This window comes from Catenulispora sp. GP43, assembly GCF_041260665.1.
GTDB lineage: Bacteria > Actinomycetota > Actinomycetes > Streptomycetales > Catenulisporaceae > Catenulispora.
This window is the reverse complement of sequence record NZ_JBGCCT010000053.1, coordinates 1-24754: the sequence shown is the minus strand read 5'-3', so window position 1 is coordinate 24754 and position 24754 is coordinate 1. Positions and strand designations below refer to the sequence as shown.

General features: G+C 71.0%; 22 protein-coding genes and 1 pseudogene. 14 read left to right on the top strand and 9 right to left on the bottom strand.

Features of this window, described 5'->3' with window-relative positions; genetic code table 11:
• Window positions 1-731: 731 nt before the first annotated feature.
• From ABH926_RS51155 to ABH926_RS51145, 3 genes and pseudogenes are all read right to left on the bottom strand, one after another.
• Window positions 732-1103: a hypothetical protein gene (locus ABH926_RS51155; protein WP_370374696.1), complete on the bottom strand. Its 372-nt coding sequence runs from the start codon at window positions 1101-1103 to the stop codon at window positions 732-734.
• A gap of 1 nt (window position 1104) precedes the next feature.
• Window positions 1105-1998: a hypothetical protein gene (locus tag ABH926_RS51150; protein WP_370374697.1), complete on the bottom strand. Its 894-nt coding sequence runs from the start codon at window positions 1996-1998 to the stop codon at window positions 1105-1107.
• Between the two features lie 90 nt (window positions 1999-2088).
• Window positions 2089-2289: pseudogene (locus tag ABH926_RS51145) on the bottom strand (multiprotein-bridging factor 1 family protein); the annotation flags it as partial.
• Between the two features lie 83 nt (window positions 2290-2372).
• On the opposite strand from ABH926_RS51145, the gene ABH926_RS51140 reads away from it, so the two are divergent.
• The 4 genes from ABH926_RS51140 to ABH926_RS51125 all read left to right on the top strand — a co-directional run bounded on the left by ABH926_RS51140 (window position 2373) and on the right by ABH926_RS51125 (window position 4905).
• Window positions 2373-2624 (top strand): hypothetical protein, encoded by a 252-nt coding sequence (locus tag ABH926_RS51140; RefSeq protein ID WP_370374695.1) that lies wholly within the window; start codon window positions 2373-2375, stop codon window positions 2622-2624.
• A 314-nt stretch (window positions 2625-2938) separates the two neighbouring features.
• Window positions 2939-3451, top strand: coding sequence for a helix-turn-helix domain-containing protein (locus tag ABH926_RS51135; RefSeq protein WP_370374694.1), 513 nt, complete (start codon window positions 2939-2941; stop codon window positions 3449-3451).
• A 76-nt stretch (window positions 3452-3527) separates the two neighbouring features.
• The gene (locus tag ABH926_RS51130) at window positions 3528-3998 is read left to right on the top strand and encodes a hypothetical protein (RefSeq protein ID WP_370374693.1); all 471 of its coding nucleotides are present in this window, start codon (window positions 3528-3530) and stop codon (window positions 3996-3998) included.
• A gap of 91 nt (window positions 3999-4089) precedes the next feature.
• The gene (locus tag ABH926_RS51125) at window positions 4090-4905 is read left to right on the top strand and encodes a phosphotransferase (protein ID WP_370374692.1); all 816 of its coding nucleotides are present in this window, start codon (window positions 4090-4092) and stop codon (window positions 4903-4905) included.
• Window positions 4906-5093: 188 nt separating this feature from the next.
• Here ABH926_RS51125 and ABH926_RS51120 read toward each other — a convergent pair whose 3' ends face one another.
• Window positions 5094-5756, bottom strand: a complete 663-nt coding sequence (locus ABH926_RS51120) for a hypothetical protein (RefSeq protein ID WP_370374691.1) — start codon at window positions 5754-5756, stop codon at window positions 5094-5096.
• Between the two features lie 213 nt (window positions 5757-5969).
• Between ABH926_RS51120 and ABH926_RS51115 the strand changes: the two genes are divergently transcribed.
• The 3 genes from ABH926_RS51115 (at window position 5970) to ABH926_RS51105 (ending at window position 8849) form a co-directional block, all read left to right on the top strand.
• Window positions 5970-6821 (top strand): alpha/beta fold hydrolase, encoded by an 852-nt coding sequence (locus tag ABH926_RS51115; RefSeq protein WP_370374690.1) that lies wholly within the window; start codon window positions 5970-5972, stop codon window positions 6819-6821.
• A 102-nt stretch (window positions 6822-6923) separates the two neighbouring features.
• Window positions 6924-8009 (top strand): hypothetical protein, encoded by a 1086-nt coding sequence (locus ABH926_RS51110; RefSeq protein WP_370374689.1) that lies wholly within the window; start codon window positions 6924-6926, stop codon window positions 8007-8009.
• Window positions 8010-8114: 105 nt separating this feature from the next.
• Entirely contained in the window at window positions 8115-8849 is a 735-nt protein-coding gene (locus tag ABH926_RS51105) for a DUF695 domain-containing protein (RefSeq protein ID WP_370374688.1), read from the top strand.
• 11 nt (window positions 8850-8860) lie between these two features.
• Here the strand turns inward: ABH926_RS51105 and ABH926_RS51100 are convergent, their stop codons facing one another.
• On the bottom strand, window positions 8861-11965 hold the full coding sequence (locus tag ABH926_RS51100) for an FAD-binding and (Fe-S)-binding domain-containing protein (protein ID WP_370374687.1): 3105 nt from the start codon (window positions 11963-11965) through the stop codon (window positions 8861-8863).
• A 145-nt stretch (window positions 11966-12110) separates the two neighbouring features.
• Between ABH926_RS51100 and ABH926_RS51095 the strand changes: the two genes are divergently transcribed.
• Complete coding sequence (locus tag ABH926_RS51095; protein WP_370374686.1) at window positions 12111-12908, top strand: VOC family protein; 798 nt, start codon at window positions 12111-12113, stop codon at window positions 12906-12908.
• Window positions 12909-12938: 30 nt separating this feature from the next.
• Here the strand turns inward: ABH926_RS51095 and ABH926_RS51090 are convergent, their stop codons facing one another.
• From ABH926_RS51090 to ABH926_RS51080, 3 genes are read right to left on the bottom strand one after another with little or no spacing between them, the layout of a single operon-like run.
• Window positions 12939-13703, bottom strand: a complete 765-nt coding sequence (locus ABH926_RS51090) for an ABC transporter ATP-binding protein (RefSeq protein ID WP_370374685.1) — start codon at window positions 13701-13703, stop codon at window positions 12939-12941.
• Entirely contained in the window at window positions 13700-14308 is a 609-nt protein-coding gene (locus tag ABH926_RS51085; protein WP_370374684.1) for a PadR family transcriptional regulator, read from the bottom strand. The genes ABH926_RS51090 and ABH926_RS51085 overlap by 4 nt, the downstream gene beginning before the upstream one ends.
• An 11-nt stretch (window positions 14309-14319) precedes the next feature.
• Window positions 14320-14760 (bottom strand): hypothetical protein, encoded by a 441-nt coding sequence (locus ABH926_RS51080; RefSeq protein WP_370374683.1) that lies wholly within the window; start codon window positions 14758-14760, stop codon window positions 14320-14322.
• A gap of 90 nt (window positions 14761-14850) precedes the next feature.
• On the opposite strand from ABH926_RS51080, the gene ABH926_RS51075 reads away from it, so the two are divergent.
• From ABH926_RS51075 to ABH926_RS51065, 3 genes are read left to right on the top strand one after another with little or no spacing between them, the layout of a single operon-like run.
• Window positions 14851-15330 (top strand): Rrf2 family transcriptional regulator, encoded by a 480-nt coding sequence (locus ABH926_RS51075; protein ID WP_370374682.1) that lies wholly within the window; start codon window positions 14851-14853, stop codon window positions 15328-15330.
• 48 nt (window positions 15331-15378) lie between these two features.
• Window positions 15379-16626, top strand: a complete 1248-nt coding sequence (locus tag ABH926_RS51070; protein ID WP_370374681.1) for an MFS transporter — start codon at window positions 15379-15381, stop codon at window positions 16624-16626.
• Entirely contained in the window at window positions 16623-18248 is a 1626-nt protein-coding gene (locus ABH926_RS51065; RefSeq protein WP_370374680.1) for a beta-N-acetylhexosaminidase, read from the top strand. The genes ABH926_RS51070 and ABH926_RS51065 overlap by 4 nt, the downstream gene beginning before the upstream one ends.
• Window positions 18249-18250: 2 nt before the next feature.
• On the opposite strand, the gene ABH926_RS51060 is transcribed toward ABH926_RS51065, so the two are convergent.
• Complete coding sequence (locus ABH926_RS51060; protein ID WP_370374679.1) at window positions 18251-19849, bottom strand: serine/threonine-protein kinase; 1599 nt, start codon at window positions 19847-19849, stop codon at window positions 18251-18253.
• A 179-nt stretch (window positions 19850-20028) separates the two neighbouring features.
• Between ABH926_RS51060 and ABH926_RS51055 the strand changes: the two genes are divergently transcribed.
• The 3 genes from ABH926_RS51055 to ABH926_RS51045 all read left to right on the top strand — a co-directional run bounded on the left by ABH926_RS51055 (window position 20029) and on the right by ABH926_RS51045 (window position 24664).
• Window positions 20029-20571: a hypothetical protein gene (locus ABH926_RS51055; protein WP_370374678.1), complete on the top strand. Its 543-nt coding sequence runs from the start codon at window positions 20029-20031 to the stop codon at window positions 20569-20571.
• Between the two features lie 136 nt (window positions 20572-20707).
• Window positions 20708-23704 carry an FtsX-like permease family protein gene (locus tag ABH926_RS51050; protein WP_370374677.1) on the top strand — a complete coding sequence of 999 codons (2997 nt, stop codon included), beginning with the start codon at window positions 20708-20710 and terminating at the stop codon, window positions 23702-23704.
• A gap of 174 nt (window positions 23705-23878) precedes the next feature.
• A complete protein-coding gene (locus ABH926_RS51045) occupies window positions 23879-24664 on the top strand; it encodes a hypothetical protein (protein WP_370374676.1) in 786 nt (261 codons plus the stop codon).
• Window positions 24665-24754: the final 90 nt, after the last annotated feature.

Here is a 24754-nt window from a genome sequence, read left to right as displayed (position 1 = left end):
GGTTACCCACACGGGCCCGGGGCCGCCCCGCACACCAACCCCCACCCCGCGGGGGCCTGGGGGCCGCCCCCCCCCCCCCCCCGGGGCGGGGCGCCCCCCCCCCCCCCCCGGGGGGGGGGGGGGCCCCCGGCTCTGCGCGACAGGACGCGCTAGACGACTTCGATCCCGTCGATCACTCTACGATCCCGTGACCTGCGTCTTTGGAGAGGGTCGAGGTCAGAAGCCTGCCCGAGTTGGAGTGTTTTACCACACTCTTGGGGCGCTTCGGACTCAATATGTGCCCTCAGGGCACACACTCTAGGGCACACGCGGGGCACACTCCAGGGACAGGCCCCTCCGGCGCGCGCACACAGGCCCTAGAGAACTGGCCCGCGCGTCAGTGGCGGATACCCCCATGGTGCGAGCATGTTCCCCGGCCACTGGACCCTGACACCGAGCCGTCCCCGCACACCGTTCCTCCTACGTAGAAGCTGGGGAGCGGAAGATGCGTCGGCATGGTGTATGCGGGATACGCCGGATAGGCAGGACGCTGAGGGAGAGACGTCAAGGACGCGGGAAGCTGCGCTGTTTGGTACACAGGCGTCACTTGCTGCGGATGCGCCCCGTCTTCGTGGGGCCTACTGATCGCCCAGAGCCCGACAAATACCGCCATCCCGAGAACGAGAAGCCAACCCTTTGCCCCCTCGCTCAGCTCGCGTCGCCTCATTTGAGCGCCCCTCCCCCTGATGCCATCACGCGGCGCGGTAGTCCTCGATACGCTCGAAGATGTCAGCGTCCGTCTCCCGCTGCCACTGTGGCAGGTCTTCCCAATCGGCGACGTAGGCGGGCTTCGGATCAGCGATGTGCTTGAAGATCAGTGCTGTCCAGCAGAGCGCGACGTAGCGGCCCTTGTTCTCCCGGCTCAGCTTCTTCACGCCGTCGCCCGTCGTTTCGATGAACGCTCGTACGAGTTCGAAGACTGATGCTGCGGCTGCGCGCTCCCAGTCTGGAGTGTCGTCCCACGGCGTGACGTAACTCGACTTCGGATCTCCGGGGTAATGCTTGCGCACGCCTTCAATCCATGCCTCCCGGAAGATCCTTCCTCCGTTTTCGACCTTCGCCACGTCAGTTCCTTTCCGCAGGCAACGTGAAGCCCACGCGTTCAGCCAGCTCCGAAAAACGCTTGCGGTTCGCTTCCTCCGGCGCCACCGTAGCCACCTTTTGCAGGGCGGTTCTGGTTCGGGCTCGATCGTTGTCGAGGGCGTAGACCCGCGCAATGTCGATCCAGTAGCGCGCACGACGCTCAGGCGTAGGCAAGGCGGCCGGCGAGATGCTCCTGGCGTGCTTCAACGCCTGCCCCGTGTCACGGAGCCGAGTAGCGGTGCTGATTCCGTAGAGCGCAGCCTGGACCGGGCCGAAGAACCACATGCCGGCTTCGTACTCGCCTTCAAAACGCCTTGCAACGTCCTGCGCCTCATCCAAGTAGTCCCGAGCAAGCGCAGAATTTCCGGCTGTTGCTGCTGTGTATGAGGCGGTTAGGTAGAGCGTGCCATAGGTGGCCATCTGCGTACTCGTCTTCAAACCGGTACCGGCAAGGTCGCTCGCGGCGTCTTCACTGACGGTGTACGCGGTCTGGGAGCGGCCGGAGTGCCGGAGCGAGATACAGAGAGACCAGGCGGCGTCCGCCTTCGCTACGGGATCACCGCTGTCCCGCGCCGACTTCATGGCCCGATCAGCCGTGACCAACGCCATGTCCGCTACGCCCTGCTTGACGTAGTACTCCGTCGCGAGATTGAAGGCTGCTGCCGCAAGGGAGGGGTCTTCGGACGCCTGCGTGTAGTCGAGCAAGCGGGGAAGACGTTGGCCAAGGGACGCGTATCGGGCTTCCCGGTAGTCCTTCTGCGCTCGCGCCAGCTCTTCCCGCAGCCTGTCAGAGGGGCGCGTCATGCCGCTTGGCCGGTAGATGGCACCTTCAATGGAGACGGCTAGTGCCGACTGGAGGAACTCGCGGCGCTGCACGGGGTCTTCCTCTCCGCTTCTCGGGGGCGGCGCGCTTGTCCGGGATCGCCTCCACCCTGGGACGAACCCTAGTGCGCGATCATCCTCTACGCCGAAGATCGCCCTCATAGCCTGGCGCGTGTAGTCACGTGGCCACGACGAATCCCCGCGTTCGTATTGGCTGATCTTCGACTCGGTAATGCCCGGACGCCGGCCGGTATCTGCTTCGACTTGATCGCATACGCGTTCAGCCAGCTCTGCCTGTGTCCACCCTCGCGACTGGCGAAGGCGCCTGAGCTGCTCGTTGGCCATGAGATCAGGCTACTTATTCGGACAGTAATCCGGCTACCGAATCGGCATTCCTCGTCGCTCTCGGTACGCGTTGACTTTGAATCATGACCCCCGAGTGCTCCGACTGCGAAGACAGCGGCGTCACCGAGCTTCGCGACGTGCGCGGCCGCCTTCTCGCTGTCTCGTACTGCTCTTGTGCCCGTGGAGAGCATCTACGCATCGTTGACGACTTCCGTGCGAAGCGCCAGATCGATGAGACGAACGCCAAGCTCGACCGCCCCACCGTCGCGATGTTGACGCGTGTGCGTGACGGCCTCCTTGCCCTGCCTTCGGGGGCCGGGAGTGTGGCCGCGTGAAGGGTTTCGAGCCCGCAGAGAGTCAGGTCACCGTGTCACCGGTACCCGTGCCGAGATCATCACCGTGCACGACGGGCGGCGGTAACTCAAATGCCTGACACCGTGTATGCGGCAGAGCTGAAAAGCGGCGACCTCATCTATAGAGCCGGTGAGCTTGTCCGCGTCTCATCGGCTTCGCTTTCGGAGCGCGGTTCACTCGTCATCGTGCGCGGTCCGGCTGGACAATTCTGAATTCGAAGCCCGCTTTGTTCCCGGGGCTGTAGTCCGCGTCGAGCGGCGGCGGTAGCGACATCACCACTACAGGAAGACACAAAGTGCGAAGAGAGACGCGCGGCTATCTGATAGCTGACGACACGGCTGAGCGGAATTTCTCAGAAATCACACGCGATCTAAAATCGGCCCGACTGAAGAAGAGCCTCTCCCAGAACGCACTCTCATCTAGCTTGCCGGTACGGGGTCGAGCCATATCCGAATGGGAGACGGGGGCGATAGAACCGAAGCTGAACCACCTGATCCTTCTGACCCACGAGCTTGACTTGCGCCTGACGATCATCGGCCTAGACGGTAAACCGTGCAACGGCCCGTCACGCCAGCGCCCCGGTGAATCGTGGGTGAAGTTCGAGCGGCGGCGGCTGGCTTGGCCGTTGAGGGCCCGTCGCGTGGCCCAGGGAATGTCGCAAACAGAGCTGGGCGATCTCGTCGGAGTCAGCCGGGACTCAATCCAGCGGTGGGAACTTGCCCACGTCCCTCCCCGTCCGATTGCCCTGGTTGTGTGGGCACAAAAGCTCGGATATTCCCTAGCTCTGCGTCAGATGGGCGAGAAATGAAGAGCTGGCGAGCGAGAGGCCCTCCGCTGGCGGCGAAGTTACGAGTCACCAAATCTCCCGAGGAAGGAAAACGCAAGTGACAGTCACACTCGAAAAGCCGATATCGACCGAACCGAACGAACTGCGCGACCCCGCCGAGCTGGTCTCTGACGAGACGTTCGCCAAGCTGGTCCGCTACGCCACCGAACACCACCACGTCCACCGCTTCTACGCGGCTGAGGGCGTCCGGCAGGGCCTCATCTACCTCAAGGCTGTGTGCGACAACCCCGGCGTGCGCATCGTGCCTGACATGTCGGTGGACCCGTTCTGGCACGACTTCCTGATGCACACGCAGGAGTACGCCGAGTTCTGCCGAGACCACAACGGCGGCAACTTCCTCCACCACGTCCCGATCATGCTGGAGGACATCAAGTCGGGCGCCGCGATGGAGCGTACGGTTCCGCTCCTGCAAGCTACCGGCTACGCGGTGGACATGGCGTGGTGGGAGACGGGGGAGTCGTGCTGCCCGCCCAACCCACCGGTCCCGTGCACGGCTGATCCAGACTGAGGGCTGCGCCTCCACTGCTCCCGCCACCTCAGGCGGGATAGTAGAACCCGGCTAACCAGCAAAGAGTAAGAAGATCAGAGGGTGAGGACCGGTGCGCAACACAACGTTTGGCGAGCTTCCGCAAGAGGTACGCGATGTCGTCGCAGACCACGGGGGGAGCTTGGGCGAGTTCACCTCCGCCAGCAACGGCAATCACGCCGAAATCGCAGGAGTGTTGCGCACCGGTACCGACAGGATTTTCATCAAAGGAACACGCCTGATTCCCGAACAGCACTGGGGTGGGGCCGAAGCCTGGTCTTTGCGGAATGAGGCGGCCGTTCTACCTTTCGTGAAGCCGTACGCCCCGGAGCTGCTTTGGCAGGTTGAAACAGAGGGCTGGCTCCTTTTGGGATTCGAGTTCATTGACGGACGCCACGCCGACTACGGCCCCGGCTCCCCCGATCTGGACGCGGTAGCCGACGTAATCAACGGTCTTGCGTCGGTCAAATGCCCTGCGGTCGTCAGGATGCGCGTAGAACAGCGGTACACGGCACTGTCTGAGGACGCTGCGGTATTGGGCGGGGGGTCGTTTCTGCACTGCGACGTGAATCCGGAAAACGTGCTGATCACACGCGATGGTGTGCGGGTTGTGGATTGGGCGTTTGCTTCACGCGGCGCGGCATGGGTGGAATGCGGATTCTTGGTGCCGTGGTTGCTGCGGGATGAGCACAGCCCCGAACAGGCCGAAGCGTGGATGACACAGTTTCCCGCGTGGAAAGACGCTGACGCGGAACACATTGACCTATTCGCCGGTTTTCTCGCCCGTCAGTGGACGCGCCGTGATGTAGAGGGCGCTGAAGCGTGGGTGCACGAATACGCCGAGACGACTAGGCGATGGGCTAAACATCGCGGCGTGCTTGCCGCGTAGCTGCCCCAACCAAACGTACCCACCCGTCTCCCGGCTTCCCCCGATGGCCGGAGGCAGGCGCTCGCAAACGTCCAACAGCACGAGGTGTGCCCTGAACGTGTGCCCTCACGCCGCGACCCCTGTCCCACGGTCACTCCCTTGCGGGTGTCTTCGCAAGCCAGGGGTCGCTTTGTGAAGATCGTCGTCGCCTAAACGACTTCGATCCCGTCGATCTCGTCCTCCGCGCTGTCCTCGGCGAACGTGTCGAAGTACTCGTCGTCCTCCTCCTCGTCGCCGATCACGTCGAAGCGGCAGACGATCCGCTCGGGGTCGGTGTCGGAGAACGGGTCCTCGAACCACTGCTCGTCGGCGACCGCCTCGGGGTCGGTGGCCAGGACCCAGGTGGTGCCGTCGCCCGGGAGCAGGCCGAGCTCGTCGGAGCGGTTGTGGATCTCGTCCGGGTCGAAGACGTCGAACAGCGCCGCCAGGGAGCCGGAGACCGTGCTGATGTCCACCTCGGGGTCCACCGCGCCGGCGGCCAGGCCGCGGGCCGCGCCGAGCAGGCGCCCGGGGTGCTCGATCTGGTAGTCGCGGCGGATCAGCACGCTGATCGCCTCCGGGTTGTCCGGGTCCGCGGCCACCTCGGGGTACTGGCTCGGGATCTCGAACGGCGTGACCTCGTTGTAGGCGTCGTACAGCGCGTCGTCATAGGCCTCGGCGGCGGCGGCCATGGCCAGGAACGCTGTGCGCACGGCCGGGTCGCTCTCGTCCGACCGGCCCTCCACCGCGGCCAGGTGGGCGTCGATCGCGGCTTTGAGGGCGTCGGCGGCCGAGCGGACGTCGGCGGCGGTGGGGGCGGTCGGTTCAGGCATGAGGTAGACGGTATCCGGTCTTGGCCGTGTCGGCTCGCAATACCGGCGTGCACGCCCGCAAGAAGGCATGGACTTGTCAGTCCCATGGACGACGGCGCGGACGGCGCGCGCCGCCTGCGCGGTGCGAACCATGGACGTCACGGCGGCGGCTCGGTAGCGTCGCGGCAGGCGAGGCGGTCCGCCGGGCCGCCGGACGATCGGCAGGGGGCGCACATGCGCGCGTATCACGTGACCATCGGCGCGTACGAGTTCGCCGCCACCGAGGAGGGTCCGCAGAGCGGCCCGCCGGTGGTGCTGCTGCACGGCTTCCCGCAGACCTCGGCGAGCTGGCAGGCCACCAGCCGGCTGCTGGCCGCCGACGGGCTGCGCACCATCGCCCTGGACCAGCGCGGCTACTCCCCCGGCGCCCGGCCCACCGAGGTCGCGGCCTACCGCGTGGACCGGCTGGTCGAGGACGTCGTCGGCCTGCTGGACGCGCTGCACCTGCCCAGCGCGCACCTGGTCGGGCACGACTGGGGCGCGATCGTCGCCTGGCACGCCGCGGTGGCGCACCCGGACCGGTTCAGGACGCTGACGGCGGTCTCGGTGCCGCATCTGCGCGGCTTCTACGAGGTGCTGGCCGACCCCGGCCCGGAGGGCGAGGACCAGCGGCAGCGCTCGGCGTACGTGCAGCTGTTCCGGATGGACGACAAGCCCGAGGACGTGCTGCTGGCCAACAGCGCCCGCGCGCTGCACGACCTGTTCTCCCCGCTGCCGGAGTCGGCGATCCTGCCGCACTACGCCGCGCTCGGCCAGCGTCCGGCGCTCACCGCGGCGCTGAACTGGTACCGCGCGATCAACGTGAAGCAGTCGGCGGCGCTGCCGAACGTGCGGATCCCGACGACGTTCGTGTGGTCCACCGAGGACGTCGCGATCGGCCGCGCGGTCGCCGAGAACTGCGCGCAGTGCGTCGAGGGGCCGTACCGGTTCGTGGAGCTGAACGGCATCAGCCACTGGATCCCGGACCAGGCTCCGGTGGAATTGGCGCGCGCCGTGGTCGAGCGCGTTCGCTCTGTGGACAACTGAGCGCGGCGCCGAGGAGCAAACGCTCGCCGGGGCGTGAATCCGGTCACTTACCCGTGCGTTGATTCGAGAAGTCGTGGCGCGGCTTGGAAAACTGATGAGCGTATGACTACGCCGACGCATGAGACCCGAGACCCAGACCCCGCCGAGAACGAGCCCGAGGCGCGGCACAGAATCGACCTGTCCGTCACCAAGATCGCCGCCGGCGCGTGCGCGGCCGCCCTGGCCGCCGCGGTGGGGTCGAAGCTCGGCGTGGCCGGCACGATCGCGGGCGCGGCGGTCGCCAGCGTGGTCGCCACGTCGGCCAGCGCGGTCATCGGGCACTCGCTGGAGCGCGGGACGAGCGCGGCGCGCAAGGCGATGCCGGTGCTGGACCCGGAGCAGCTGGAGACGGCGATCTTGTCGCGGGCGCGGACCGCGCGGGCGGAACACCGGATGCCGCACGACACGCGGGTCCATGACGTTCGCATCCAGGACACGCGGGTCCAGGACGCGGCCGCGCTGACCCACACCGACCAGACCCGGGTGCTGCCCTCCCTGGCCGACCGGGCCCTCACCGACAGCGGCTTGGACGAGACTGTCGTGCTCGACCGCAAGCCGCTCCCGGCCGTGAGCCCGCACGCACAGACCGTGGTGTTGCCGACTGTCACACCCGACGTCCCGGACACCCCGGACACCCCGGACACCCCGCGCACCTGGAAGGACCGTCTCCCGGGCCGCAAGCCGCTGCTGGCGGCGGCCGTGGCGAGCTTCCTGATCGGCACCGGCGCGGTGACGGCGCTGGAAGTGGCGCGCAAGGGCGAGTTCCCCGGCTACCACAGCAACGTGTTCACCAACGACCCCGGCCAGAGCGGCGGCTCGCACAACCAGCCCGGCGAGCAGAACCCCGGGGGCGCGGGCACACACGAGAGCTCGACGCCGTCGCAGAAGCCGGACTCGTCCGCCCCGACGCCGTCCGGGTCCAGCGACGCGGGCACCACGCCCTCGACGCCGCAGAGCTCCGACTCCGCGCCCAGCACGCCGGACACGCCCTCGACGGGCTCCTCGACCGGCTCCTCCGCGTCCCCCACGACGGCGCCCAGCAGCAGCGCGAACCCCTCGTCGATACCGAGCACCCCGAACCCGCCGACGCAGAGCTCCTCGGCCGACGGCGCCGGCAAGTCCACCCCGACCGGCGGCCCGACCGGTTGATCGAATCGATCGACTGATCGGCGAGAACGCCCTTCCCCGGCGCCCGGAGCATGCGAAAATCGGCACGCCGCCGGGATCATGCCGGCCAACGCCGAGGGGGTTCTCGTGAGTCTGGGCTGGGACGTCTACACCTGCCGGGTCGACGGCACGCCGGCGGTGATCAGCCTGGACCTGGACCTGCAGACCGTCGCCGACAGCGGCACCCACCCCCAGCGCCTGCACGTCCGCCACGCCCTGCGCGCACCCCGCGAGAACGGCCTGCCCGACGGCACCGAGAACGAGGCGATGTACGCGCTGCAGGACGCATTGGTCCAGGCCCTGGGCGAGCAGACGCGCGCGATCTACCTGGCGTGCCTGACCAACGGCGGCTACCGCGAGCACTTCTTCCACCTGCCGGCGCACGCGGACGCCCGCGCCGTGGTGGCGAAGGTGGAGAGCGAGTCCGGCGGCTACGAACTGGAGACGTTCGCCGAGGAAGACCCGGAGTGGCGGTACTACCACGAGTTCCTGTGGCCGGACGTGCGCAGCATGCAGTACCTGATGGACCGCCGCGTCGTGCAGTCACTGGCCGAACACGGCGACCAGCACAGCACGCCGCGCCCGGTGGACCACTACATGGGCGTCCCCGACGAGGCGCGCGCCCGGACGCTGCTGGCCGACGCCCAGACCGCGGGCTTCACCGGCGAGGTGGAGAAGCGCAGCGGGCAGTGGATGGTGCATGTCGAGCGCGAGGACGCGGTCGAGCTGGATTACATCCACGGGGTCGTGTGGGAGCTGCACGAGATGGCGGAGCGGCTCGGGGGGTACTACGACGGGTGGGGTGCGCCGATCAGCAAGTGAGGGCGGCGCGATCACCCCTCAACCGTCGGCAACCCGGCGGCCAGCACCTCGGCCACGTGCCACACCCGGCGCTCGGCCACGGCCTGCTCGATCTGCGTGCGGCAGCTGAATCCGTCGGCGATCAGCAGTGTGTCGGTGGCGGCCGCGCGGATCGCGGGCAGCAGGTTCAGCTCGGCCACCCCCATCGACACCTCGTAGTGGCCGTCGGTGACACCGAAGTCGCCGGCCAGCCCGCAGCATCCGGACACCACCCGCGCATCCACACCGGCGCGCGCCAGCAGCTCGAGCTCGGCCTCACCGGTCGCGCCGGAGGCGTACTGGTGGCAGTGGATCTGGATCAGGGCTTTGTGGCCGCGCCACGGTGAGGCCGGAGGGCGCCAGTCCGGAGCGTGCCGGACCAGGAACTGCGCCGGACCGGTCACCAGTTCCGCGGCACGCGCCGCGAGAGGGTGCGTGGGCAGCAGCTCGGTCAGCTCCTCGCGCAACGTCGCGGCGCAGCTGGGCTCGGGCACCACGATCGGCAGGCCCGCCTCCACGGCCGGACGCATCGCCTCCAGCGTGCGGGCGACCACGCGGCGCGCGGTGCCGAGCTGGCCGGTCGAGATCCAGGTGAGACCGCAGCATCCGGTGCGCGGCGGCAGCAGAACGCGGAAGCCCGCCGCGCGCAGGACGGCGATCAGCGCCTCGCCGACCGCCGGGGTGAAGTTCTCGGTGAAGGTGTCGGCCCACAGGACCACGGTGCGGGTGCCGGCCAGTTCCCACAGCGCGGATGCCGACCACGCTCCGGGCCCCGAGTCCACAACGGTCTCCGGCCGCGGGCCCGCCGCACCGCCAAGCCCAGAACCCAGCGGAGCAGTGCTCCCAGTCGCCGACCCGGCCGCACCAGGCCGCGAACCTGCCGCCCCGCCCGACCGCCACTCCGCCGAAGATCCCGGCCCAGCCCCAGTTCCGGCCACCGCCCCGGCCGCAGCAAGCCGCGCACCGCGCTCCCCAGCCACCCCCGCAGCATCCGCCCGCCGCCGCGAAAAAGACCGCACCGCGAACCGCGGCAGCGCCCGCTCCGCGGCGATCCCCCCGGCCCGCTTCAGCACCGGCGCCAGCGGCGAGGCCATCACCCGGTTCACCACCCGCGGCGCGAAGCCCGCCAGCCGCGCCCACACCGGCAGCCACCCCAGCGAGTAGTGCGCCGCCGGGCGCAGCCGTCCGCGGTAGTGCCGCGCCAGCACCTCCGTCTTGTACGCGGCCATGTCCACCCCGACCGGGCAGTCCGTCTTGCAGCCCTTGCACGCCAGGCACAGGTCCAGCGCGTCCAGCACCTCCGGCGCCCGGTACCCGCCGCCGATCGTGCGGCCGTCGAGCATCTCCTGCAGCACCCTGGCGCGTCCGCGCGTGGAGTCCTTCTCGTCCCCGGTGGCGCGGAACGACGGGCACATCACCCCGCCCGACGCGCTGCGGCACTTGCCCACGCCCACGCACCGCCGCGCCGCGCGGCCGAAGTCGCCGTCGTCCGCCGCCAGCGCCAGCAGGGGCCGCTCCGCCTGCGTCACGCCGGGTGCGCGCAGGTCCGCGGCGAAGTCGCGCGGCGCCACCAGGATCGCGGGGTTCAGCACCGCGCCCGGGTCGAAGGCCGCCTTGAACTCGGCGAAGGCGTGCAGCAGTTCCGGGCTGTACATCGCGGACAGCAACGCCGAGCGGGCCTGGCCGTCACCGTGCTCGCCGGACACCGAGCCGCCGTGGGTGACCACCAGTTCGGTCGCGGCGGCGGTGAACTCGGCGAACTGCTGCCGGCCGGAGACGGTCTGCAGGTCGTGGTCGATGCGGACGTGCAGGCACCCCTCCCCGAAGTGCCCGAACACCGTCCCCTTGCGGCCCGCGCTGAGCATCAGGGCCTCGAACGCGCGCAGGTAGTCCGCCAGCCGCTCCGGCGGGACCGCCGCGTCCTCGAAGCCCGGCCAGGCCTCGGAGCCGTCGGCCGTCCGGGTCGCCAGGCCCGCGCCGTCTTCCCGGATCCGCCACAGCTCGCGCTGCCCGGCCGCGTCGGCGACCACCCGGGTCGCGTGCGCGCCGGCCAGGTCCGCGACCACCGCCGGCGCGCGCTCGGCGGTCGTCTCGACGAACAGCCAGCCGCCGCCGGCCGGCAGTGAGGCGGGCAGTGGCCGCTTGCGCCGCGCCGCCCAGACGTCGGCCAGCTCCGATCCCAGGCCCTCGATCGCCGAGGGCTGATGCGGCAGCGCGCGCGGCACGTCGGCGGCCGCCGTGACCATGTCCGGATACGCGGCCACCACCAGCACCCGGTCCGGCAGCACCGGCACCAGGCGCACCTCGGCGCCGAGCACCGCGGCCAGCGTCCCCTCGGAGCCGACCAGCGCCTTGGCGACGTCGAAGCCGTTCTCCGGCAGCAGATGATGCAGCGCGTAGCCGGACACCTGGCGCGGGAAGCGGCCCAGCTCGCGGCGGATCGCCTCGCCGTGCTTGCCGACCAGGGCCAGCAGCCGCTCGTCGAGGGCTGCCACGCCGCTGGTGCCGCGGCGCGCGGTGGTCCGCGTGCCGTCGGCGAGCAGCAGGTCCAGGGCCAGCACGTTGTCCGAGGTGGTGCCGAAGGCCAGCGACCGGGCTCCGCAGGCGTTGTTCCCGATCATGCCGCCGAGGGTGCAGCGCGAGGCCGTCGAGGGGTCGGGCCCGAAGCGCAGCCCGTGCGGGGCCGCCGCGGCCTGGAGCGTGTCGAGCACGACGCCCGGCTCCACCCGCGCCGTCCGGGCCCGCGCGTCCAGCTCCAGCACCCGCCCGAAGTACCGCGAACAGTCCAGCACCAGCCCCTCGCCGATGGCGTTGCCGGCCACCGACGTGCCGCCGCCGCGCAGCGTCACCGGCACGCCGTGCGCGCGGCAGATCCGGACCGCCGCGGCGACCTCGCCGGCGTCGCGCGGGAAGCCCACGCCGCGGGGCACGTGCCGGTGGTTGGAGGCGTCGGCGCTGTACTCGGCACGCCGCCGCGCGCCGAAGCCGACGTCCAGGCCGGCGTCGACCAGCGCCTGCCGCCAGGCCCGTTCGGCCAGGTCAGAGCTGCGGCCGGGGACGGCGCCGGAGGGCTGGGCGAAGGAAGATCGGTCGGGCACGCTCCCAACGTAGCGCCCCGCCGACTCGCCGGGCGCGGGGTGCCGCGTTCCGGGGGCGGAACGGGTCGGGGCCGGGTACGTTCGGAGGCGCAATCACCCCAAACCCCGCCAGGCCGATCATGGGCCGGGTCGAAGGAGGCCCGCGATGAAGATGACAGAGTACGTCCCCGGCACCCCGTGCTGGGTGGACCTGGGGACCACCGATCTGGAGGCCGCCAAGAAGTTCTACGGCGCCCTGTTCGGCTGGAGCTCGCAGGTCGCCGAGGACCCCGCAGCCGGCGGGTACACCATGTTCCTGCTCAACGGCGAACAGGTGGCCGGCGCGATGACGACCATGTCGCCGGAGCAGCCGGTGGCCTGGAACACCTACGTGGCGGTGGACGACGCCGACGCCACGATGACCCGGGCCCAGGCGGCCGGCGCGAAGACCATCATGCCCCCGATGGACGTCACCGACGTCGGCCGCATGGCGATGTTCGCCGACCCCACCGGCGCGGTCCTGGGCCTGTGGCAGCCCAAGTCGATGAAGGGCGCCGGACTGGTCAACGAGCCCGGCTCGCTGACCTGGGACGAGCTGAACACCCGGGACGCCGAGGCGGCCAAGGCCTTCTACGCCGCGACCTTCGGCTGGGACGCCGCGACCGCCAAGATGGACGGAATGGAGTACACCGAGCTGAAGGTGAACGGCCGGACCGTCGCCGGGCTGATGGTGATGGACGACGAGCATTTCCCGAAGGAGACGCCCCCGCACTGGGCCGTGTACTTCGGCGTGGCCGACTGCGAGGCCTCGGTGGCCAAGGTCGGCAAGCTCGGCGGCACGGTCGTGGTGCCCACGACGCCGATCCCGATGGGCCGCTTCGCGGTGTGCCAGGACCCGCAGGGCGGCTACTTCTCGATGTTCGAGTCCGGCGGCGGCGACCCGGCCGAGGACGCCGCCAGCTGAGTCCCACTGCGGCGCGGCGGGACCGCCCTCCTACAGGTCGGTCCCGCCGGCCACCAGCAGGTCCTCAGCGCGCTGCGACGGTGCGGACTCGTCGACGATGAGGCCGTCGCGGATGAACACGATGCGGTCGGCCCACGCGGCGTGCCGGGCCTCGTGGGTGACCAGCACGCCCGCGGCGCCCTCGTCGCAGCGTTTGCGCAGCAGACGCAGCACCGCCTCACCGGTCTCGGTGTCCAACGCACCAGTGGGCTCATCGGTGAGAATCAGACGCCGCTGCCCGATCAGTGCCCTGGCGATCGCCACCCGCTGCTGCTGACCACCGGACATCTCATCGGGGAACCGATCCGCCTCAGCCCGCAGATTCACCTCTTCGAGCGCGACCAGCGCCTCCTGCCGCGCCTTGCGCGCCGACATGCCGTCAAGCTCGCGCGGCAGGGCCACATTCTCGGCGGCGGTCAGCGCCGGTATCAGGTTGTAGTCCTGGAAGACGTAGCCGACCGAGCGCCGCCGGATGGCGGCAAGCTGCGCCTTCGACTGGCTGGCCAGCGTGGTGCCCTCGATGATCACCTCGCCGCTGGTCGGCATGTCCAGGCCGCCGGCCAGCGACAGCAGCGTGGACTTGCCCGAGCCCGACGGGCCCATCACCGCGACCAGCTCGCCGGCCGCCACGGCGAGGTCCACGCCGCGCAGTGCGTGCACCTCGGCGGCGCCCTTGCCGTGGACGCGGGCGACGGCGCGCAGCCGCAGCACCGGATCGGTCGATGTCTCGGTCTCGGTGCTCTGGTCCCCGCTCATCGTGCTGTGCCCTCCCTGGCGGCGGCATCGGCCTTGGATGGTTCCACAGGTACTGACGCCGTCCGGCCCGCCGGGGTTGCCGAGGGCTGGGTCCGCGCGTGCCGCGTCACCCGGGCCTCGACGTGGTCCAGCCACCGGATCTCGGCCTCGCACTGGAAGATCATCGACTCCACGACCAGGCCCGCGGCCAGTTCCCCGGCGTCCAACCGGCTCTTGACCCGCGTGTAGTCCTGCAACGCCGCCAGCGCGTGCTTGCGCTGCGCGTGCACGATCCCGGCCACGTCGACGCCCTCGACGGTGACCGCCAGCGCCAGCTTCACCGCCAGCTCGTCGCGGGGCCGCTCGGCCCGCGTCACCGGCCGTGCGAACCACCCGAGCAGCTCCTCGCGCCCGGCGTCGGTGATCCGGTAGAAGACGTGCCCCTGCACATCCTCCCCGGCCGCCTCGACGAGGCCGTCGCGCTCCAGACGGCTCAGGGTCGTGTACACCTGCCCGATGTTCAGCGGCCAGGTCGCGCCGGTGCGTTCCTCGAACTCGGCGCGCAACTGGTAGCCGTAGCGCTCGCCGCCGGCGAGGCCGGCCAGCAGGGAGTGTTTGACGGACATGGCAGCTATACCTACCCGGTATGCAGGTCGGGAGGCAAGGCGGCCGTCTGCTCGTGCTTCGCGAGCCAGACGTCGTGCGCGTGGTAGAGCATCCGCCGGTGCGTGTCGTGCAGCGCGCTGACGGCCGGGTCGACGCCGCCGTCGACCAGCGCGCCGACCGCGTCGATCAGCTTCACCAGGTCCGGCACGCTGAAGCCGTCGACGAGCAGTTCGTGGCCGTAGGAGAAGGACACCGGGCCCTTCTGCAGGCCCGCGATCTTCTTCTCGGCCTGGTGCTCGGCTTCGCGGTGCAGCACCGGGGCCAGGCCGGAGGCCAGGATCACCGCGATTTCCTCGGCCAGCGCGTCACGCTGCTCGGCGGACAGCTGCTCGCCCACCGCCTCGCTGATCACCCAGCGGGTGACGTCCCGGAAATGCTCGCGCAGGATCGGGAGATCGGGGTTGTCGGTCATGGCGCCGAATGTAGCGCCGCGGTGTGACAGTCCGCTGTCAGGGACCCGCTCGGCGTGCGCGGAGCAATCGAGATGTGTAACATCCCGATTATGCAGATGGGCGAGGGCGTCGAATGGGGCCTGCACTGCCTGGTGGCGCTGGCCTGGCTGGAGGACCACGCACCGGTGGCGACAGGACGGCTGGCGGAGATCTTCGACCTGCCGCCGGAGTACCTGAAGAAGCGCCTGCAGCCGCTGGTCCGCGCCGGCATCCTCAGCTCCTCCCCCGGCGCCCGGGGCGGCTACGCCCTGGCGCGGCGGCCTGAGCAGATCACGCTCATGGACGTCGTGGCCGCCGTGGAGGGACGCGACGAGGCGTTCCGCTGCACCGAGATCCGGCAGCAGGGGGCGGGCACGCTGGCCGCGGCGGACGAGTTCGGCCAGCCGTGCGGGATCGCCACGGCCATGCGGCGCGCGGAGATGGCGTGGCGCAGGGAGCTGGCCGCGCAGACGCTCGCCGATGTCATGGGGCTGGCTTCCGGTACCGCGCCGGCCCGGGTGCGCCGCTTCTACCAGGACATCACGCTCTAAAACGGTACGCCGGGCCACCCGCCCGGCTTTCTGGAAAGGTAATTCGGGATGTCGAGTATCTCGATACAGCGCGAAGGCTCCGCGCAGCAGCACCAGAGCGGAAGCCGAGACCAGCCCTCCTCCGCAGGCCTGGGCCGCACCCTCATCCCCGCGCTGGGGACCTTCGCGGTCGGCACCGACGCCTTCGTCCTCGCCGGTTTCCTCCCCGACGTCGCCAGATCCCTGCACACCTCCACCGCGAGCGCGGGCCAGGCCATCACCGTCTTCGCCGCCGCCTACGCCATCGCCTCGCCGGTGGTGGCGACGCTCACCGCACGCTTCCCGCGCCGCCTGCTGCTGGTCGCGGCGCTGGTCGTGCTGGCCGCCGCCAACGCGGCCTCGGCGCTCGCGCCGAACCTGCCCTTCCTGCTGGCCACCCGCGTCCTCGCGGCGGCGGGTGCCGCGGGCTACACGCCGACCGCCGGCGCGGTCTCGGCCGCGCTGGTGCGCCCGGAGCTGCGGGGGCGCGCGCTGTCGGTCGTCGTCGCCGGGCTGACCGCGGCCACGGCGCTCGGCGTGCCGCTCGGCGACGCGGTCGGCTCCGTCATGGGCTGGCGCGCCGCGCTCGGCCTGGTCGCGGCCCTGTGCCTGCTCACCGCGTTTGCCGCGGCCGCCCTGATGCCGACGCTGCCGGGCTCGGCGCCGGTCCCGCTGTCCGCGCGCCTGGCCGCTCTGCGCCGCCCGGGCGTGGCCGCCGTGCTGCCGCTGACCGCGCTGGGCATGGCCGCGGCCTACACGGTCTACGCCTACGCCATCCCGGCCCTGCACGCCCTCGGCATCGCCGACGGCGCGACCGCGTGGATCCTGGCGGCGTACGGCCTCGGCGCGGTGGCCGGGAACCTGGCCGCGGGGATCGCCGCGGACCGGCTCGGCCCGACCCGGGTGCTGGCCGCCGGCTACACGCTCATGGCCGCGAGCATGGCCGCCTTCGCCGTGCTGGCCGCGACAGGTGTGCACGCGCCGCTGCTGGTCGCGCTGCTGGCCGTCACCTGGGGCGCGTCGACCTGGTGTCAGACCCCTCCCCAGCAGCACCGGCTGTTCAGCGCCGCGCCCGCCGAGGCGCCGCTGCTGATGGCGCTCAACGCCTCGGCGATCTACGTCGGCATCGGGATCGGGACCGCGGCCGGCGGGCTGTTGGTCGCCTCCGGGGCGGCGAGGATGTTCACGGTCGCGGCGATGGCGGCCTGCGGGGCGCTCGGCTGGCTCGCGGCGACGGGGCGCTTCGGGAGCCGCCGGTGGTCTACCCTCGCGGAGTGACCGGCCGACCCCACACGACCCGGACCATCGCGGCGATCAGCACCGGCGCCGCCCTCCTCGCGCTGTCCGCATGCGGCGGCGCAAGCACCGGAACCAAGACCCCCGCATCGCTGACCAGCGCGGACACCACCACCTCCGCCGCGCCATCAGTGCCCTTGTCCCCCGCCGATCCGGCGGCGCTGGAACGGGTCGTCCCGGAACCGGCGGCCCGCACCGCGGCCGCCGGGACCTTCACTCTCACGAGTGCCACCGCGATCCACGCCTCGGCCGGCGCCGAGCCGGTCGCCGCGGATCTGGCCTCCTATCTCCAGCAGCAGACCGGCCTGGCGCCACAGACGACGCAGACCACCCCGAGCGCCGCCGCCGCGATCCAGCTCGTCCTGCAGCCCACCGGCGGCGACCCGTCGCTGGGCACCGAGGGCTACACCCTGGTGATCGCACCGGACTCGGTCAAGATCACGGCCGCCACCGACGCCGGACTCTTCCACGGCGTGCAGACCGTCCGGCAGCTGCTCGTCGGCACCAAGCTCCAGGACGGCACCGTCACCGACCACCCGCGCTTCGCCTATCGCGGCGTCATGCTCGACGTGGCCCGGCACTTCTACAGCGTGGCCGACGTGAAGGCGTACATCGACGCCGCCGCGCTGTACAAGGTCAACGAGTTCCACCTGCACCTGACCGACGACCAGGGCTGGCGCTTCGCCGTCCCGGGCTATCCGAAGCTGGCCACGGTCGGCGGCTCCACGCAGGTCGGCGGCGGCCCCGGCGGCTCGTACTCGCCGGCCGACCTGAAGGAGATCGTCGACTACGCGGCCTCGCGCTACATGACCGTGATCCCGGAGATCGACATGCCCGGACACGTCGGCGCGGCGGTCTACGCCGACCCCTCACTGGCCTGCGACGGGCGACACCACGGCCCGGTGACCAGCCTGTCCCCCGCCTACGACGCGCTGTGCACGAGCAGTGAATCAACATACAGATTTGTCGATTCAGCGACCAAGGCGGCGGCCGACGCGACCCCCGGCGGCACCTACCTGCACATGGGCGGCGACGAGGCCCAGGCCCTGAACCTGACGCAGTACAACGGCTTCGTCCAGAAGACGCAGAACCTGGTCGCGGGCCACGGCCGCACCCCGATCGCCTGGGCCGAGGCCGGCACCGCGCCGCTGCTCCCGCAGACGGTGCTGGAGTACTGGAACACCGCGCAGCCGCAGCCCTACGTCCTGCAGGCGGCCGCCAAGGGCAGCAAACTGATCATGGCGCCGGGCAGCCACGCCTACCTGGACCAGCAGCCGGTCGCCGGCTTCCGCCTCGGCCTGCACTGGGCCGGGTACATCCCGGTGTCCAAGGCCTACGACTGGGATCCGGCGACGGTGCTGCCGGGCGTCGCACCCTCGTCGATCCTCGGCGTCGAGGCGCCGCTGTGGAGCGAGACGGTGAAGAGCCTGGCCGACGCCGAGACGCTGGCCTTCCCCCGACTGCCGGCGATCGCCGAGATCGGGTGGTCGGCGCCGGACACGCACGACTGGGCGAAGTTCTCGCAGCGGTTGGCAGACCAGGGGCCGCTGTGGGACAAGCTGGGGATCGCCTACTACAAGTCGCCCGAGGTGCCGTGGCAGTGACCTTACGGGGTGCCGGCGCGGCTCAGCCGGCTGTGCGCCGGCACCCACGACATCCCCTTCCAGGCTCCGAACACCGCGATGGCGATCGCGCCGACCCAGATCCAGAAGCCGGCCAGCGGATGCACACCGGTCGCATAGCCCGGCCCGGATGCCGTCTTGAGCAGGTCGTTCCAATCCTTCAATGAGTCGCTCTTGAACTCCGTGGCCGTACCGACGACGGCGAGTACCGCCACGACGGACAGCCCCAGCGTGACGCGGATGCGCCCCTCGAACTTCGAGCTGAGGATGCCGGCGAAGGTCAGCAGCGCCAGGGCGACAGGGGTCGCGAACATCATGGCGAGCATGATCGCCGACAGGATCGCGGGCTGGCCGGCCGTGGCGGACCGGACCATCGTCGCGTTCATCGTGCCGCCGACCGAACCGACCGAACCGTCCGAACCGTCTGGGCCGGGCCGGAAGTAGTCGACCGCGAAGGCGTCGGTACCGAACAGGACCACCGCGAGCCCGATGAGGGCGGCCAGGGCCGACAGCCCCGGAACCAGGTGCCCGGTCCACGGGAGCGACCGGGGGCCGACGGTGGTCGTCACCGGCCCGGAGCCGGGGCCCGGCGTGACGACGGCGGGGCTCGGCTGGGTCGCCGCCGGCTGCGCGGCCGTCACCTTCTTCGTCGGCTTCGGCTTCGGCTTCGGCTCGGCCAGCTTCTTCGACCCCGGCTTCTTCGACCCCTGCTTCTTCGGGCCCGACTGCTGGGGGACGGAGCCCGAACCGATCATCGCCAGCGCCTGCGCCGCCGTGGGCCGCGCGCTCGGGTCCTTCGCCGTCAGGGCCTTGATCAAGCCGGCCAGCTTGCCGGCGCGCGCCGGTTCGGGCAACTCGTCCATGAGCACGGCGGCCAGACTGGCCATACCGCTGCCCCGGTCGAACGGCGAGGTTCCCTCGACGGCGAAGTGCAGCGTCACCCCGAGGGAGAACAGGTCCGAGGCCGGCTCGGCCGGGTTGCCGCGGGCCCGTTCCGGCGCGATGTACGGCAGCGAGCCGATCACCAGGTCCTGGGCGGTCATCGGCGACTGGCCGGTGTGCTTGGCGATGCCGAAGTCGGCGAGCAGGACCGTGCCGTCCTCGGCCAGCAGAGTGTTCTCCGGCTTCACGTCCCGGTGCATGATCCCGGCCGTGTGGCAGGCACCGAGCGCGGACAGCAGCGCGGCGGCGACCTGTTCGGCGCGTGCGACGGACAGCGGCCCGTCCTGGGCGACCGCCTCGGCCAGCGACCGTCCCGCGATGTACTGCATGATCATCCACGGGGTGCCGGACTCCACGATGACGTCGTACACGGTGACGATGTTCGGATGGTCGCGCAGCTGCGCGGCGTTGCGGGCCTCCCAGGCCGCCCGCTCGATCCGCTCTGAGGTCTCCCGCGGCGTCGCCCCCGCGACGACCAGGACCTCCTTGATCGCCACGTCCACCCGCAGCGTCTCGTCCCGGGCCAGCCACACCCGGCCGAACCCCCCGTTGCCGAGCTGGCGCACCAGCCGGTAGCGGCCGCCGGCCAGGGTCAGGCCCCGGGAGGCGACGGTGGACGGGACGTTCGACGGCACGGCCATGGGCCCCCCAGTGCGTGCGGTTCAGCCGGGTAATTGGACCGTCAGTCTACTGAGATCTCGGCTCGAAGAAAGATCCTCGGCTCTTCACACCTTCCACTCCTTCGAGTCGAAAAGGGATGAACCACCCATCCCGGGCGAGTTATCGCCCGCACCCCTCCCCCTGGAAAGGAACCAGGTCAGTGACCATCTCTGCCCGCACCTACCGCCCCCTCGCCGCGGCCGGTGCCGCCGCGATCGCCCTCTGCGCGTCGGCCGGGGTCACCCAAGCCGCGGCCCGGCCGCACCCCAAGCCGCCGACGCACGGCATCGCCCACCTGAACACTCAGGTCAACCTGCCCAACGGCGTCTGGACCGACACCCCGTTGGAGGTCGACCTGCCCAGGGCGGGCACCTACGACCTCGACGCGAACGTCCGCGGCCGGCTCGGGGGCACGCCCGCGGTCAACGCGTACATCAGCGCGCGGCTGTGGGACGTCACGGCAGGTGCCGAGGTCCCGCAGAGCGAGCGCCTCGTCTACCAGATCATCGACCTCAACCCGGGCACCGCGCAGGCCGGCGGCAACGGGACCGCGCCGATCGACGAGCTGATCACGGTCGACAAGCCGACCACCATCCGCCTCCAGGCCAGGAGCGTCAACACCGCCGGCGCGGCCTCCATCGCGCAGGTCTACTCCGACGGATCCGGCTACACCTCGCTGCGCTTCGACCACGCCGCCGGCTGAGGCCGGGCACGCCGTGTCCCGGCCGCCGTCTCGTGACGACGGCCGGGACGGCTAGACGCCGCACCCCGCAGGACTCAAAGGATCTACGCATTCCGCACGATGCAGGGCTCGAACATGCGCGGTATTCCTGGACCCCATGGTCTGGAAGGTCGCCGTCCGCATCGCGCGCCGCGAAGCCCTGCGCCACAAGGGCCGCTCGGCGCTGGTCGCGGCGATGCTCGCGCTGCCGGTGGCCGGGGCGAGTGCGGCCGACACGCTGTATCACACCACCAAACTCACCACCGTGGAGCAGGTGCGGCGGGACATCGGGCACGCCGACGCGCTGGTGTCCTTCGTGGCGCCGGCGCCGATCGAGCAGCTGCCGGACGGGACCGTGCCCTCGACGCCGCAGGCCGCCGGCATGCTGGCCGGGGCGTTGCAGGGCACGCAGATCGCCTCGCCGCTGGACGCCGGGGCGCTGCCGCCGGGCTCGCGGCTGGTGCCGATGCCGGCTCCGCAGGAGCTGCGGGTCAGCTCGCCGCAGGGTGCGTATTCGGTGCAGGGCGCCGAGCGGGATCTGGCCGATCCGCTGCTCGACGGCCTGTACGTGAAGAAGGCGGGCCGCGCGCCGCACGCCAAGGGCGAGGTGACGCTGTCCACCTCGCTGCTCTCCGCCCTGGACAAGCGTATCGGCGACCAGGTGAGCGCGGAGTTCCTCAGCGCCGGCGAGCAGCCCGGGGCGGACGGCCGGCTGCCCGAGCACCAGCTGACCATCGTCGGCGAGTACGACGACCCCTCGCATCTGGACGCCGACCGGCTCGTCGCCTACCCCGGCACGCTGCCCGCAGCCCAGAACGCCCAAGACTCCCAAGATGCCCAAGACTCCCAAGATGCCCAGGATTCCCAAGATGCCCAGGACAGCCAGAGCGCCCAGAACAACCCGGGCCCGGCGCAGTGGCTCGCGCAGGTCCCCGGTGGCCTGAGCTGGGCGCAGGTGCTGAAGCTGAACCAGAACGGCTACTCCGCGGAGTCCCTGCAAGTCGCCGAGAACCCCCCGCCGGACTCCGCGGTGCCGCTGATGCAGCACTACCAGGCGGCCTCGGTCGGCAGCAGCAGGCTGACCCAGGCACTGGTCGCGGTGGGCGCCCTCGGCATCGTCATGGCGCTGCTGGAGGTGGTGCTGCTGGCCGGGCCCGCGTTCGCGGTCGGGGCGCGCAAGCGGCGGCGCGACTTCGGGCTGATGGGCGCGGCCGGCGCCGACCAGCGCATGGTGCGGGCCGTGGTGCTGGCCGACGGGCTGGTGCTGGGCGCCGTCGGCGGCGTGGTCGGCGCGGTGGCCGGGATCGGGCTGGGCCGGCTGGCGCTGCCGGAGGCGGTGACCCTCACGCACCGCGAGCCCGGGGCGTTCCGGATCGCGCCGGGCGACCTGGCCGGGGCGGCGCTGATCGGCGTGGTGACCGGGCTGATCGCGGCGCTGATCCCCGCGGTCATCACCGGGCGGCAGCATGTGCTCCAGGCGCTCACCGGCGGACGGCGCGGGGCGCGCGGCGTGCCGTGGAAGCTGGCGCTGCTCGGTGTCGTGGTGCTGGCCGCCGGCATGGCCGCGACCGCCTACGCCGTCTACAAGCCCGGGATCCACACCGTGCCGTTGGTCGCCGGGATCGCGGTCTGCGAGCTCGGCGTGGTGGCCTGCACCCCGCTGCTGGTGGCGCTGACCGGCAAGGCGGGCCGGCTGCTGCCGCTGACCGGCCGGATGGCGCTGCGCGACAGCGCCCGCAACCGGGGCCGCACGGCGCCGGCGGTCGCGGCGATCCTGGCCGCCGTGGCCGGCTCGACCGCGGTGGCGACACTGCTGACCACCGACGACGCCCGGGGCCGCGCGCAGTATCACAGCACCCTGCGACCCGGGCAGGTGGCCCTGATGTTCGGGGCCGCCGCCGCGCAGCAGAACGGCCGGCCGTACCCGTTCGGCATCGGGTACGGCGGCGTCCCCGCGGGCGGCCCGAGCGACAAGCCCGCGGACGCCGGCAAGGCCATCGCCGCGATCAGCGCCACGCTGCCGGTCCGGTCCGCCGCGGTGATCCCGACCCAGGACTTCACCGGCTTCGTGCCGGTGGACATCGTCGTCAAACGCACCGTGGCCGACGACTGCCCGTTCTTCAACGGCGGCCAGGGCCTCGTCACGTTCCCCTCCGGCGGCGACAGCGAGTCGCTGATCCAGTCCGACCCGCGCTGTGTCGCGGCGTTCAGCGGCGGCCAGGTCGTGCCCGGGGACGCCGCCACCCTGCGCGCGCTCACCGGGACCGTCGATCCGCAGGCCGAGAAGGTGCTGGCGGCCGGCGGCATGGTCGTGTTCAGCCCCTACGATCTCTCCGGTCCGGCGAGCGCGACCATCGCCCTGCAACGCAGCTGCCCGCCGTCCGACGCGCAGCTGCCGGACATCGTCCGCCAGCAGTTCGCGCCGTTCTGCGGCGGACCGGCGCCGGCCCCGCTGACCCTGCCGGCGGCCGTGGCCACGACGAAGGACGGCAGCGCCGTCAACGGCGTCAGGGCCCTGATCCCGGCCTCGGCGGCGGCCCGCTACGGCGTGAGGTACCAGCCCTCGATGATCCTGTTCGACACCACGCGCATGCCGACCAAGGCCGAGGAGGAGCGCGCCAACGCCGCCGCCGAGGCCCTGGGCACCACCGCGCTGCTCAAGGTCGAGCGCGGCTACCAGGGCGGCGGCGACACCACGATGCTGGCCCTGGCCGCCGTCGCGGCGTTCGTGACCCTCGGCGCCGCGGCCATCTCCACGGGCCTTGCCATCACCGACGGCCAGGCCGACCTGGAGACCCTGGCGGCGGTCGGCGCGCGCCCGCGCGTGCGCCGCACCCTGGCCGGATCGCAGGCCACGATCACCGCCGCGATGGGCGCCGTGCTGGGCTCGGCGACCGGTCTGGTGCCGGCGGTGGCGGTGGTCGAGGCCCGGTCGCACAGCTTCGTACGGTCGGCGTTGCAGGGGCGGGCCGGGGTCGGCGTCCACGCCCGGAGCTACCTGGCGATCCCGTGGTGGTTCCTGCTCGGCACGATCGTGATCGTTCCGATGCTCGCCGGGATCGGAGCGGTCCTGGTGACACGCTCGAAGGTAGAGATTCGGCGACGACGGGGATAGCAAGGGCCCTGCGCGGGCAATTGGAGAGCGGCCGGATGGCGCGCGCCTGGCGGGCGCGCCATCCGGTTCACAACGCGGGGGGTCGCTGGGCGGATTCGGGAGTGCGCGGAAAGTCATCGGGCGGTGGGGTTCACCGGCTGCCGCGGCATCTCAGAGTGCGAATAAACTCGGGCCATGTCCGAGGACGACCTGCCGCGCACGATCATCGTGCTCCTGGCTGCGTTCTCCGTGGTGTCGTTCGCCATCGGATCCACGCTGGAGATGATGCGCCCCGACCTTCTCTTCCGGCATCCCTACTGGGTCAACCAGCTCTCCGGCATGACCGGCTTCACCATCAGCGGCTTCATCATCTCCGTGTTGTTCCGCCGGATCCAGCGACGGCACCAGCACCGGACGTTCGCCGGCCACGCCGGGCCCGAGATCGACCAGATCGACCAGATCGCCCTGGAGGCCGACGCCTGCATGTTCCTGCGCGGCGTGCAGGGAACCAGGAACCAACCGGCCAGAAGGGACGCCGTCTTGTTCGGCCGCTACGAGTCGATGTCCGCGAATGCGATGACGACACCGGCCTGGTACGTCCCCGCCGACATCCGCGAAGAGGCGCAGCAACGCGTCGGAGCCCTCGTCGCCCTGGCGGAGGGCTCGGGCCTGGCCGAGATGACCGAGCACGTCGACTTTCCGATCATGCTGGCACGGCTGCGGCGCGAAACGGCCGTCTGGCGCGAAGACACCGACGCGCACCAGCTGATGCAGATCACCCTGGGGCGCCTGCGCGAGCTCATGATCGGCGGCGCCCACCGCGACTTCGAGACCGAGATCGTGCTGCGTCGGTACGAGGTCGTGGCGATGCGCCCGCTCGGCATCGTCCGCTCGCTGGCCATGCTGAGCCTGACGGCCCTGGAGGTGTCCAGTGGCAACCGGTTCGCCAGGGACGTGGTGCGTGGCTTGGGGTTGGACTAGATGATTGAGTCCGAAGGCTGGGCTGGTCGTGGGCCTGCGTGACGGCATGGCGAAGGGTGTCGTTGTCTGTGTGTGAATACCGACCTCGAC